The following is an 11,794-nucleotide window of genomic DNA, read 5'->3' as shown; positions in this document are numbered from 1 at the left end:
CGATGGGCGGCCGTTGCGTCAAGTAGTCGTTATTGAGGCTCAGGCGAAGTCGCTGTCGCCGCCGCCATCGTCGAAGCCGTCGTCCATGTCGTCTTGATCGTAGCCGGCATCGGCCATGCGGTCGTAGTCGCCGCCGCGATCGGAATCGTCGTTCTGTGCAGGGTCCATCGCGCCGTAGCGCGAGCCGTCATCGACGCCGCCGCGCTGCGAGCCGATGTCACCGAGACCGGCCTGCTGAGCCAGGTTGCCGCCGGACTGATCGCCGCTGCCGCCCCACGGATTGAGGCCGCCGAGGCCGGACTGATCGGCCATGCTCTGATGACCGCCGCCGCCCATCATGCCGCGGATGCTGGAGAGCAGCAGTGAACCGCCGACCACGCCCGCTGCCGCCGCCGCCGCCGTGCCGAGGAACGAGCCGCCACCGCCGCCAACCGGCGAGGGGGCACCGCCGCCGAACGGTCCGCCGTAGCCGCCTTGCTGAGGTGCATACTGGCCCGGCGCGTATTGTCCGGGTGCCGGCTGGCCCATCTGCTGCTGGCCGAGCACCTGCCCGGTATTCCAGGCCGGGCGAGCGCCGGCCCCCGGCGGGGGCACGTTCGGCACCGAGCCGCGCTGCTGCGGCTGGCCGGGGTTCTGGCCGAAGATCGCATCGCGCATGGTGTCGAGGAAGCCGCCGCCGTGGTTGCCGTCCGGCTGGCGGTCGCCGGCTTCCAGCTCCTGGATACGCTCGTGCGCGCGCTTCAGCGCTTCGTCCTGCACCAGCACCGTCTGCACCAGGCCATAGACCGCATTGGGCGCAAGCCGCAGCCCCTGCGAGATCGCAGCCGCCGCATCCGGATCGCGCGGCGCGGATTCGAGGCGGGCCAGCCGTTCGAACAGATCGTCCACAAGCTGACGTTCTTGCGGTGTCATGATGGTCTCCCTCAGGATCCGTTGCTCAAGCGGCGCGATCCGCACGATGCGGCGCAGCAGGCATGAGTGCTGAAAAATGTAGGGAGGTGGCTGGGCAGCAATAAGCCCTGGGCCGGATTAATTTTCGGTAGGAGACGGTGCCGCGGCGGCGTCGGAACGTCGCAGCAGCGTCACATTGTGCGCCGCGAGCAGGGCGGGAAAGCGATCGCTGGCAAGAAACTCATGTTCGCGCTCGCGCTGATCGGTGAACGGATCGAGGCTGATCAGCAGATCGTCGACGAAACCGGGATGGCACATCAGCAGGCCGCCGTCCGGCAGCCCGTCGAAAAACGACGCCATCAGCGCCGCGAAGTCGGTCTCGCGGGAAAAATCATAGGCGCCCGCAAACCCCGGATTGGTGGTGAGGCCGGCATGTGCCGCACGCTTGCGGAACGGCCCGCTCAGCGTATCCAGCAGCAGTGCCTTCGGTGCGCCGAGCCGCTGCGCCAGCGGCTGCACTCGGCCGCATTGCCGGACCCAGGCGTGCGGCGCCAGCGCCTTGACCACGCCGACGAAGGCGTCACGCACCTGCGGAAACAGCTGGACGTGCTGATGGCCGTCCACGTAGTCCGGCATCCGGCCGAACCGATCGGCAAAGGCTTCGAGCTGTGCGGTGAGTTCGGTGGCGATGATAGCGCGGTCGTGCCGGCGCAGCAGGCTGCCGCGCAGCTTGCGGCCGAGCGGCAGGAAGATGCCGCCGTGCAGCGGGTGATAGTGCATGGTCAGCGGCGAGAACGGCGCCGTCAGCGTCGCATGCAGCCCGATCGCGCAATCGGCCGCTTCTGCCACTGCCTGCAGAGCCTGAACCTCTTCGCGATCGATTGCCGGCCCCACCATCATCACTGAGGTGGCGTTGAGTCGGCGCTCAGCGATGAGTTCGCGGATCGCGCGATTGACGCCGGGGCTGATGCCGTAGTCGTCGGCGCACAGCCAGATCCGCCGCGGCGCAGCCTCGCTCATTCGGCGGCGGATTGTTCGGAATGTGCGGCGCCTTCGCTCGGGCCCGACTGCCGGACGCTGTGCTCGGCCACGAAGTAGATCGGCCGTGCTTTCAACTCGGACAGGATCTTGCCGATATACTCGCCGACGATGCCGATCATCAGCAGCTGCACGCCGCCGATCGTCATCATGCCGACCATCAGCGACGGATAGCCCGGCACCGATTTCCCGTTGGCCCAGGTCTCCCACAGGATCGACAAGCCGAACAGGAACGCGCCGAGCGCCAGCAGGGCGCCGAGCAGGCTGGCGATCCGCAGCGGCGCCACCGAGAACGAGGTCAGGCCTTCGATCGACAGGCCGATCAGCCGGCCGGTGCTGAAGGTGCTGAAGCCGTGCGAGCGCGGCTCGGGTTCGTAGTCGACGCGGAACTGGCGGAAGCCGATCCAGCTCGCCAGGCCCTTGAAGAAGCGGTTGCGCTCGGGAAGCTGCTTCAGCGCCGCCGCCGCACGCGGCGACAGCAGGCGGAAGTCGCCGGCGTCCTCCGGAATCGGCTGCCGTGCGCCCCAATTGATCAGCGCGTAGAAGCTGCGCACCGCTGCGCGGCGCAGCCGCGGCTCGTTATCGCGATGCGCCTTGGCAGTGTAGACGACGTCGTAGCCGTCGTCGACCCAGTGCGACACCAGCTTCTCGGCGAGCTCCGGCGCATGCTGGCCGTCGCCGTCCATGAACAGCACGGCGCCGCGGCGGGCGTGGTCGAGGCCGGCCAGCAGCGCCGCCTCCTTGCCGAAATTGCGCGACAGCGACACCACCTGGACGTCGATGCCGTCGGCCGGAAGATTGCGGGCGATGCTCAGCGTCGCGTCGGCGCTGCCGTCGTCGACATAGACCACTTCGCAGACGAGGCCGTAGCGCTTGCGCAGCGTCGCGGACAGCGCCGCCAGCCGCTCGTGCAGCGCCTGCAGCCCGCCGGCTTCGTTGAACACCGGCACCACGATCGACAGCCCGAGCGCGACGGAGTTCGCACCGGCGTTCAGGCCTGACAGGTCGCTCCCCAGCTTCATCGGTCGGTTCCGGCTTCGCTCTGTGTCCAGTTCGTCGGAGGTCTGACTATCCAGCATCATATGGTGACCACGCGGCTCTGTCGCCATCGGCGGCGGAACCGCGCGGCCGGCATTATTGACGCAGGAAAGCTTCAAGTTTGCTGAACAGCGGATTGTCCTTGTCGAACACGTAGTCCAGCGAGGCGACCGACACGGTGTCGGCGCCGTGCTCGCGCAGGAAGCTGCCGAGGCCGTAGAGCTGCGCCGGCGGGCAGTGCAGCGTCAGCATGCCCGACGACGTCGGGCCGCCGAACGGCGACACCACGCCGAAGCGCTGATGCGCCTCGGCCAGCAGCGCGTCGTTGCAGCCGGCGAAGCGGGTGCGGACTTCCTTGTACTTGCTGGCGCGCGCACGCGAGGCGATCTGGTCGAGGATCACGCGCGCAGTCTCGCGGGCCGCGTCCGACCAGTCGGCTTCGCGCGAAGCCACCAGATTGGCCTGGCTGCGCAGCATCACCCCGTCGTCCAGCACCCTGAGGCCGTTGGCGGCGAGCGTCGCACCGGTGGTGGTGATGTCGACGATCATCTCGGCGGTGCCGACCGCGGGCGCGCCCTCGGTGGCCCCGGCGCTCTCGACGATGCGGTAGTCGACGATGTTGTGCTGTGCGAAGAAGCCACGCGTCAGGTTGATGTACTTGGTGGCGACCCGCATCCGGCGATTGTGCTGGGCGCGGAAGCCGGTCGAGACGTCGTCGAGATCCGCCATGGTGCGGACGTCGATCCACGCCTGCGGCACCGCGACGACGACGTTGGCGTAGCCGAAGCCGAGCCCGTCGATCAGCAGCACGCGCTTGTCGGCCTCGGCGATGTTTTCGCGCAGCAGGTCTTCGCCGGTGACGCCGAAATGCACCGCGCCGCGCGCCAGATTGGCGGCGATCTCGCTGGCCGACAGATACGCCACTTCGACATTGTCGAGGCCGGCGATCGTGCCGCGATAGTCGCGCGCGCCGCCCGGCTTGGTCAGCGCCATGCCGGCGCGGGCGAAGAAGGCTTCGGCGTTTTCCTGCAGACGGCCTTTGGAGGGGACGGCAAGAACGAACGGCGCGCTCATGCGGCACCTCCGGTGGTCTGGGTCATCGCCTCGATCCAGATCGAAAAACCGACGGCGGGGATCGAATCGGCGGCGCCGAGCTGGCTCATCAGCCCGTCATAGCGGCCGCCGGCGACCAGCGGGTCTTCGCCGTTGCCGAGGCGGTGCAGTTCGAATTCGAAGCCGGTGTAGTAATCGACGCCGCGGCCGAACGAGGTCGAGAACCGCACCTTGGCGAGATCGATGCCGCGCTCGGCCATGAAGCCGATGCGGGCCTCGAACTGATCGATCGCCGGATCGATCGCCAGCTTGGCGTCGGCCGCCAGGGCGCGGAGCTGCTTCAGCGCGTCCGTCGGGGCGCCGCTGATCGCCAGGAAGCGCTGGATCTTCTGCAGCGCGTCGCGGGGCAGCGCGCCGCTCTTCAGCGTCGATTGTTCGAGGAAGCGGTCGGCGATCTCAGCAACCGAGCGGCCGCCGAGCGTGGTGGCGCCGGCGATCGACATCAGGTCGGTGACCAGCGCCAGTGCCGCCTTGCGGTCGGAGCCCGCCAGCGCCGCCAGCACGCCCTCGTATTCGTTGCCGCCGGAGGGTGCGAGCGTCAGCCGCTCGAGATCCTGAGTGAGGCTGACCTTGCGGTTGAAATCCTTCATCAGCCGCCGGCGCCACACCGGCATCAGGTCGAGCGCATCGATCAGCGCCGCAAACAGCGCGACATCGCCGGTGCGGATGTCGACTTCGCCGACCGCAAATGCGGCGGTGGCTTCGAGGCCGAGCGCCAGCATCTCGGCATCGGCCGCGGCGCGGTCCTGCCGGCCGAAGGATTCCAGGCCGGCCTGGAGGAATTCGGTCGGCTTACCGCTGCGCTGGCGGAATACCGGCCCGAGATAGCAGAACCCGGCAGGGCGGCCGGCCTCGGTCGACGCCAGATAGTCGCGCGCCACCGGGATCGTCAGGTCGGGCCGCAGGCAAAGCTCCTCGCCACTGGCGTCCGTGGTCAGATACAGGCTCTTGCGGATGTCCTCGCCCGAGAGGTCGAGAAACGGGTCGGCGGGCTGCAGGATCGGCGGCTCGGCCCGGACATAGCCGGCCTGGGCGAACGATTGCAGCAGCGCCTCCGCCCACGCGGCGGATCCGGTCGCGCCAGCGGCGGCGGTCTTGGTCATTGTCGAATTTCCTGCGATCCCGGGCAGGGGAGGGTCAAAACGGTGTCGGCGGAGCCCTTAGCATGGCGGAATGACAGTTTCGACCGTCATTGAGCCAACGCTACAAAAGGGGGTGTACGTATCATAAGAATGCATATTGATTATGTATGTATATATAGTCTATATAGCTATCATTGGTTGTATAATGGAGATGAACATGAACATTCCTTCCGCTATGGAAATTGACGCGGTCCTTTCGCTCGTCGCCGAGGCTAGAGCCAATCTCGATCGCGTAGAGTCTATCCTCCGAGGACCGGCGCCTGCGGAGCCTGAGGATGAATTGGATCCGAAGAGTCCGCTGAACAAAAATGGGGTCAATCTGACGCCGCGCGGTGTGGAGGTCGCATATCGGATGTTTGATGCCGGTCGCACCCGTTATGCCGTGTCTGAGGCTTTGGATATCAGCTACGGGGCTGCCACTCATCGCTTCCACGCTTGGGAGAAGCTGGGTGGCAAGAATCGAGAGCCTCAGCCTCTGTAGTCAGAAGACGTTCCTCAAGAGAGGAAGTTGCCGCCGCTCGTGCATTGCACTTCCTCACTTACTGGGACAATTCCCCCCAATCCCCCACGATCGCCTGCACCAGCGCCAGCGCCGCCACTGCGGCGGTATCTGCTCGCATGATCCGGGGGCCGAGGGCCAGGCGGAGAATCCGGGGCTGGCGCAGCAGCAGGTCGCGCTCGTCGGCGGAGAAGCCGCCTTCCGGGCCGACCAGGAGATCGACCCCCGCGGCCGCTGCGGCGCGGGCGCCCTGCAATGCGGCGACCGGATCGGCGATCTCGGCGTCCTCGTCGCAGAACACCAGAAGGCGCGGGCCGTCGGCGTGCGCCGCCAGGTACCGGTCGAGGGCGACCGGCTCTTCGACGGTGGCGAGGCTGAGGATGCCGCATTGCTCGGCGGCCTCAATCACATTGGCCCGCATCCGCTCGGTGTTGAGGCGATGCACCTGGGTGTGCTGGGTGAGCACCGGCTGCAGCCGGCCTGCGCCCATTTCCACAGCCTTTTGAGCCATATAGTCGAGCCGCGCATGCTTCAGCGGGGCGAACGCATAGGTCACGTCGGGCAGCCGGTCCTGCGGTCGGGTCCGTTCGCCGACCTCCAGTTCCTCCGGCCGCTTGCGGCCCGCCACCGCGGCGCGCCACTCGCCGTCACGGCCATTGAAGGCCAGCACGGGGGCGCCGGCGCCGAGCCGGAGCACGTTGCCAAGGTAATTGCTCTGGTCGCGCCCCAGCGGCACGCGGGTCCCGGCGGCGAGGTCGGCGTCGACAAACAGCCGGGGGCTGCGAAATTCATAGCGTGACATGGCGTTTCTCAGCGCCGTTCTAGTCCAAAGGTCCAGCAAAATCAGCAGCTAAACGTGGCGAAGCGCCGCGCTGCCGCCCTATTCCACGGGTTGTTAAGGCCTGACGGGAATCGTAAAAGGCGCGGGGCGGCCATTTGGCACCGCGCCTGACGGATTCGTCGGGGTCTCGTCCGAGATCCTTTCCGATTTTTGGGGACACTTGGGGACCATCGAACCTTGCCGGAGGAGCAGCCTTGATCATCCGCCGTTTGATTGTGCCGACGGTCGCCGCCGTCTTCACGATGCACAGCCTGCCGGTTCACGCGCAAAGCGCATTTCCGGCGCCGCTGCCGAACCAGGCGGCGTCCTCGCCGTTCCCGGCGCCGCTTCCGAACCAGTCTGCGGCTCCCGCCGCGGCCGAGCCCTCGCCATTTCCGCCGGTCGGAGCGTCGGGCGCCTTCCCGGCCGCCGGCGCAGCGCCGATTGCCGGGGGCGGAGGCGGCTTCGCACCGCCGCCGCAGGCCGCCCCGATGGGGCAGCAGGCCGGCGGCGAAGCCTGCATGAACGAATTCGTCAAGCTGCGTCAGGAAGCCGAGAAGCGCGGCGCCGCGATTCAGGCGGCTGGCAAGCGCAAGGCGCCGGCGGCCGAGGCCTGTAAGCTGATCACCGCCTTTGCGGCCTCGGAAACCAAGATGATCAGCTATGTGGTGACCAATGCGAAACGCTGCGGCATCCCGGGCGAGATCGCCGATCAGCTGAAGAAGGGCCATCAGAACACCAGCGGCATGCAGAAGAAGGTCTGCGACATCGCGGCCCAGCAGCAGCAGCGTGGTCCCGCCGGTCCGAGCCTCGCCGACGTGCTCGGCTCCTCCACGGCGGCCCCCGAGGCCAACGCCTCGGCCAAGAAGTTCGGCGGCACCACCTTCGACACGCTGAACGGCAACGTGCTGCAGCGATGACCGGCATCCCGATCACCGGCGCGACGGCGCCGGTTGCCGACTCCACCGGCAACTGGGTCGATCGCCATGCGCCGGAATGGTCGCGGCCGTATCTCCGTCTCGCCCGGTTCGATCGTCCGATCGGCTCGTGGCTGCTGCTGATGCCGTGCTGGTGGGCGGCCGCGCTGGCCGCCGGCATCGCCCGCGACCTCAGCCATCTGCCGCTGGTCTGTGCGCTGTTCTTCGTCGGCGCCTTCGTGATGCGCGGCGCCGGCTGCACCTGGAACGACATCACCGATCGCGATCTCGATGGCAAAGTCGAGCGCACCCGGTCGCGGCCGATCCCGTCCGGTCAGGTGACCGCCAAGCAGGCCGCCGTGTTCATGGTGGCGCTGTGCCTGATCGGCCTCGCCGTGCTGGTGCAGTTCAACGCCTTCGCGATCGCCACCGGAATCGCCTCGCTGATCATCGTCGCCGCCTATCCGTTCATGAAGCGGATCACCTACTGGCCGCAGATCGTGCTCGGTCTGGCGTTCTCGTGGGGCGCGCTGATGGGCTTCGCCGTCACCTTCGCGCGGCTCGATCTCGTTCCCTTCGCGCTGTACGCCGGATCGATCGCCTGGGTGGTCGGCTACGACACCATGTACGCGCATCAGGACGCCGAGGACGACCTGCTGGTCGGCATCAAGTCGACCGCGCTGCTGTTCGGCGCCAAGACCCACACGGCGCTGTCGGTGCTGTATGGGATCGCGGTGACGCTGATCGGCACCGCATTGTGGCTCGCAGGGTCGGGCTGGTTCGCCTGGATCGGGCTCGCGGTGTTCGCCGCGCACCTCGCCTCGCAGATCGTGCGGCTCGATATCCGCAACTCGCCGCTGTGCCTGAAGCTGTTCAAGTCCAACCGCGACGCCGGGCTGCTGCTGTTCATCGGCCTGGTCGGCGACGCGGTCGTCCGGACCATGACGGCGTAAGCCGAGACGACGCAGTTACTTCCGCAGCACCTTGCCGACCGCAGCGCCGATGCCCGTCAGGTCGTAGGGCTTGTTGACCACCACGACGTCCTTGTGCTGCTCGATCCGCTGCATCTGTTCGCCGTAGCCGGTGGTGAACATGAACGGCACGCCGCGTTCGGCCAGCCGCTCGGCGATCGGCAGGCTGCTTTCCTGGCCGAGATTGACGTCGAGCAGCGCGATCTCGAACGTATCGCGATCGATTTCGGCGAGCGCCTGCGCGACCGTCGCCGCCGTGGCGACGCGCGCGGCGCCGAGGCGCAGCAGGATGTCCTCCGCGTCCATCGCGATGATCAGGCTGTCCTCCACCAGCAGCGCGGCGCCGCTGAGCAGCGGCTTTTGCTCGGTGCCGTCCGCGAAAATCGGCGGGGCGCTCTGCACCACCACCGGCTTGGGATGCCTGTGCTCGCTGACGTGCCGTGCCGGCACGCAGAGGTCGACTTCGAGACCGATCAACTCGTAGCGGACGCGGGCCTCGCCGCCGAGATCGTAGGGGATCGAGCGGTTGATGATGGTCGAACCGAAGCCTTCGCGGCTCGGCGGCCGCACCGGCGGACCGCCTCGCTCGCGCCATTCGATCCGCAGATCGCCATCCATGTCGAACCGCCAATCGACGGTGACGCGGCCGCTGTCCGACAGCGCGCCGTATTTCGCCGAGTTGGTCATCAGCTCGTGGAACACCAGCGCCAGCGTGGTGAAGGCCTGCGGCTGCAGCAGCACGTCGGGGCCGGCGACTTCCACGCGGTCGCTCTTGCCGCCCAGATAAGCGGCGGCCTCGGTCTCGATCAGCAGGCCGAGCGGCGCCGGGCTCCAATTGTCCTTGGTGATCTGATCGTGCGCGCGCGCCAGACTCTGGATCCGACCGTCCAGCATGTTGAGCGCCGGGTGATACTCGCCGGGTTCGCGCGACTGCCGCAGCAGGCCGCGGATCAGCGCGAGGATGTTGCGGACGCGGTGATTCAACTCGGCGATCAGCAGGTCCTGTCGCTCGGCGGCGCGGCGGCGCTCTTCCTGCGCTTCGTCAGTGATACGCAGGATGATCTCGATCAGCGAGATCCGTAGCATCTCGGCGACGCGCAGTTCCGCTTCGGAGAACGGTTGCGAACGGCCGCGCACCTCCTGGCTCCACGCCTCGAAGCTCTGCCGCGGCGTCAGCCGGGCGCCGTGCGGCCCGTAGCTGGCGGGCTTCTGCGGATCGCCCGCCCAGGTCACGGTCCGGATCTTCTCCTGACGGAACAGCAGCACGTAGTCGCGCGGCGTGCGCGAGATCGGAATCGCCAGCACGCCGGCGGCGACGTCGTCATAGGCCTGGGCGGTGGGAATCGTCGCGGCCAGGTGATCGGTCGCGTAGATCCGGCCCGCCGCCATGGCGTTGAGGCGGCGCACGATGGTGCGGAGTTCGCCGGCCGGCGGGGTGAGGCCGTACTGGGCGACGCGGCCGTCCATCCAGATCGCGATGCCGTCGTTCGGCACGGTGTCGTGCAGCATCGAGCCGAGCCAGTCGGGATTTTCCAGCAGCGTGGAATCACCGGCGATCGCGGCGAGCAGCCGGTCGCTCGCCGCGCGCGCGTTGTTCTCATAGCCGGCCATCGCCTTGCGCTCGCGGCCCTCCAGCTTCAGCGCGAACATCTGGCCGAACAGTTCGGCGATCGAGCGACGCTCGAAGCCGGGCAGGCGCGGGCCATCGTAGTGGTGGCAGGCGAACAGGCCCCACAATTTGCCTTCGATCACGATCGAGATCGACATCGAGGCGCGGACGCCCATGTTCTTCAGATACTCGATATGGATCGGCGACACCGAGCGCAGCACCGAGAGCGACAGGTCGATCGGATTGCCGCGCTCGTCGAGCCGCGGATAGACCGGCGCCGGCACCGCGTCGACGTCGGCGATGATCCGGAACGGCGTGCGCAGATAAAGCTGCCGCGCCTGTTCGGGGATATCGGACGCAGGGTAGCGCAGATCGAGAAAGCTGCCGATCCCGGCGCGCGCGGATTCCGCCGCCACGGTGCCCGAGCCGTCGGCATCGAAGCGATACACCATGACGCGGTCGAAGCCGGTCAGCGCACGAACCTGGCGGGCGCCCTCGTGCAGAAAGGATTTCTCGTCGGTGGTGGCGTCGAGCCGCGAGATCATCGCTCGGATGGTGCTCGCGGTGTCGGGCTGAGTTTCCTCGACGCAGGGCTCGGCTTCGACGATGACGCTGCGGCCGGAGACGTGAACCGCGAAGTCGTAGCGCTTGCCCTTGCCGGGCAGTTCGTAGCCGAACACGCGCTCGACCGCGTCGAGACCGCGCAGCAGCGTCAATCGATTGCGCAGCGTGTGGACCGTGGAGATACCGAGATGATCGGCCGCGTGGGTGCCGAGCATCTCCTCCGCAGGGATGCCGAAGAAGTCGACCACATTGGTCGAGGCACGCTGCACCAGCCAATCGGTGGAGAGCGCGAGCAGGAACCCGAAAGGCTGGATGGCGCCGAGTTGGTGAATCGGTTCGCGATCGCAGTTGGTCAGGTCGACGTCGAAATGGTCCGTGCTGTCCGCCACACTCAACCTTTGCATGCCCACGCCGACGGGTTCGCACATTGCCCGTGCGTCCTCGCCTGCCGTCGTTTGTCTGATTCAGTGCCTCTTGGGTGGGAGGCCCCGCACTCGGATGTTCGGCGACTGCCGACGCTCCCATCTGGCGACGTGGCGCAAGGTAAACAACCCGCAGCAGCAATGCGCCGACGGAGGCCGAGATTTGATCGCGGCTGATAACGGCAGAGGCCGGGGGGAAGTTCCCGCCAAGCCGTTGCGGCAGCAAGCACAAAAAAGCCGCGCTGGTTCCGTTCAGGAACTCGGCGCGGCTTCTAATCGTAAAACGTCTCAGCTACGCGCGATGATCTCGCGTTCACCCGCGTAGCAGCGCGCCGGCTCGAGTAGCGCGCCGACGCGTCGGCGAACGAGGAAGCGCGGACGGCGCCGACTGATGACGCAGCGGCGGCGGCGACGGGGCGCCGGCAGCCGCGGCGTGTCGTCCGGGAGCAGCGGCAGCGACAGGATCTCGCTCCACAGCTCCCGCACGCGCTCGATCTCCTCGGCATCCTCGCTGATATACAGCGGCACCGACAGCGACGGATCGCGATGCACCAGCATCAGGATGCGGGCGTCGTCGAGGCCGCGGCAGACGATGCCGCGGAAGTCGCTGACCTGCACCTTGATGGCCATCCGCATGCCGGCCACGGCGCGGTGCAGGATCACCCGTTCACGATGCAATTCGATTTGCCGGACGCCGCCGTCGGCGCGAATATCGTGCGCGTCGTAGCGGATCGGCAGTGTGAGAGGGTCGAGCCGCAGAGCACGGCTCG

The 11,794-nt window shown here is 67.5% G+C and carries 11 protein-coding genes; 3 read left to right on the top strand and 8 right to left on the bottom strand.

Going from position 1 to position 11,794, the window contains the following annotated elements; genetic code table 11:
• Nucleotides 1–39 precede the first annotated feature (39 nt).
• The 5 genes from IP86_RS26280 to IP86_RS26260 all read right to left on the bottom strand — a co-directional run bounded on the left by IP86_RS26280 (nucleotide 40) and on the right by IP86_RS26260 (nucleotide 5,183).
• Nucleotides 40–912 (bottom strand): DUF2076 domain-containing protein, encoded by an 873-nt coding sequence (locus tag IP86_RS26280; protein ID WP_054165394.1) that lies wholly within the window; start codon nucleotides 910–912, stop codon nucleotides 40–42.
• A 117-nt stretch (nucleotides 913–1,029) separates the two neighbouring features.
• Nucleotides 1,030–1,911 (bottom strand): ChbG/HpnK family deacetylase, encoded by an 882-nt coding sequence (locus IP86_RS26275; protein ID WP_054165393.1) that lies wholly within the window; start codon nucleotides 1,909–1,911, stop codon nucleotides 1,030–1,032.
• Nucleotides 1,908–2,951 (bottom strand): glycosyltransferase family 2 protein, encoded by a 1,044-nt coding sequence (locus tag IP86_RS26270; protein ID WP_054165436.1) that lies wholly within the window; start codon nucleotides 2,949–2,951, stop codon nucleotides 1,908–1,910. Before IP86_RS26270 ends, IP86_RS26275 begins: the two co-directional genes overlap by 4 nt.
• A gap of 112 nt (nucleotides 2,952–3,063) precedes the next feature.
• Entirely contained in the window at nucleotides 3,064–4,041 is a 978-nt protein-coding gene (gene hisG / locus IP86_RS26265; RefSeq protein ID WP_054165392.1) for an ATP phosphoribosyltransferase, read from the bottom strand.
• Nucleotides 4,038–5,183 carry an ATP phosphoribosyltransferase regulatory subunit gene (locus IP86_RS26260; protein ID WP_054165391.1) on the bottom strand — a complete coding sequence of 382 codons (1,146 nt, stop codon included), beginning with the start codon at nucleotides 5,181–5,183 and terminating at the stop codon, nucleotides 4,038–4,040. Before IP86_RS26260 ends, hisG begins: the two co-directional genes overlap by 4 nt.
• Before the next feature lie 196 nt (nucleotides 5,184–5,379).
• On the opposite strand from IP86_RS26260, the gene IP86_RS26255 reads away from it, so the two are divergent.
• The gene (locus IP86_RS26255; protein ID WP_156332627.1) at nucleotides 5,380–5,703 is read left to right on the top strand and encodes a helix-turn-helix domain-containing protein; all 324 of its coding nucleotides are present in this window, start codon (nucleotides 5,380–5,382) and stop codon (nucleotides 5,701–5,703) included.
• A 58-nt stretch (nucleotides 5,704–5,761) separates the two neighbouring features.
• On the opposite strand, the gene IP86_RS26250 is transcribed toward IP86_RS26255, so the two are convergent.
• Entirely contained in the window at nucleotides 5,762–6,523 is a 762-nt protein-coding gene (locus IP86_RS26250) for a 16S rRNA (uracil(1498)-N(3))-methyltransferase (RefSeq protein WP_054165390.1), read from the bottom strand.
• 233 nt (nucleotides 6,524–6,756) lie between these two features.
• Here IP86_RS26250 and IP86_RS26245 point away from each other — a divergent pair, with 233 nt between their 5' ends.
• Nucleotides 6,757–7,461 carry a hypothetical protein gene (locus IP86_RS26245; protein WP_082364271.1) on the top strand — a complete coding sequence of 235 codons (705 nt, stop codon included), beginning with the start codon at nucleotides 6,757–6,759 and terminating at the stop codon, nucleotides 7,459–7,461.
• Complete coding sequence (gene ubiA / locus IP86_RS26240; protein WP_054165389.1) at nucleotides 7,458–8,411, top strand: 4-hydroxybenzoate octaprenyltransferase; 954 nt, start codon at nucleotides 7,458–7,460, stop codon at nucleotides 8,409–8,411. Before IP86_RS26245 ends, ubiA begins: the two co-directional genes overlap by 4 nt.
• 15 nt (nucleotides 8,412–8,426) lie before the next feature.
• Here the strand turns inward: ubiA and IP86_RS26235 are convergent, their stop codons facing one another.
• Together IP86_RS26235 and IP86_RS26230 are read right to left on the bottom strand one after the other, a co-directional pair.
• A complete protein-coding gene (locus tag IP86_RS26235; protein ID WP_245290745.1) occupies nucleotides 8,427–10,991 on the bottom strand; it encodes an HWE histidine kinase domain-containing protein in 2,565 nt (854 codons plus the stop codon).
• 321 nt (nucleotides 10,992–11,312) lie between these two features.
• Nucleotides 11,313–11,794: DUF6101 family protein (locus IP86_RS26230; RefSeq protein ID WP_245290744.1), on the bottom strand; the 482-nt coding region annotated here is incomplete at its 5' end.

Source organism: Rhodopseudomonas sp. AAP120 (assembly GCF_001295845.1).
Lineage (GTDB): Bacteria > Pseudomonadota > Alphaproteobacteria > Rhizobiales > Xanthobacteraceae > Rhodopseudomonas.
Note: the sequence above shows the minus strand (reverse complement) of the source record. Positions and strands in the feature narration are given on the sequence as shown.

Coding starts and splice junctions, on each gene's coding strand:
- IP86_RS26280 (WP_054165394.1), bottom strand. CDS start 912: ATGACACCGCAAGAACGTCAGCTTGTGGACGATCTGTTCGAACGGCTG.
- IP86_RS26275 (WP_054165393.1), bottom strand. CDS start 1,911: ATGAGCGAGGCTGCGCCGCGGCGGATCTGGCTGTGCGCCGACGACTAC.
- IP86_RS26270 (WP_054165436.1), bottom strand. CDS start 2,951: ATGAAGCTGGGGAGCGACCTGTCAGGCCTGAACGCCGGTGCGAACTCC.
- hisG (WP_054165392.1), bottom strand. CDS start 4,041: ATGAGCGCGCCGTTCGTTCTTGCCGTCCCCTCCAAAGGCCGTCTGCAG.
- IP86_RS26260 (WP_054165391.1), bottom strand. CDS start 5,183: ATGACCAAGACCGCCGCCGCTGGCGCGACCGGATCCGCCGCGTGGGCG.
- IP86_RS26255 (WP_156332627.1), top strand. CDS start 5,380: ATGAACATTCCTTCCGCTATGGAAATTGACGCGGTCCTTTCGCTCGTC.
- IP86_RS26250 (WP_054165390.1), bottom strand. CDS start 6,523: ATGTCACGCTATGAATTTCGCAGCCCCCGGCTGTTTGTCGACGCCGAC.
- ubiA (WP_054165389.1), top strand. CDS start 7,458: ATGACCGGCATCCCGATCACCGGCGCGACGGCGCCGGTTGCCGACTCC.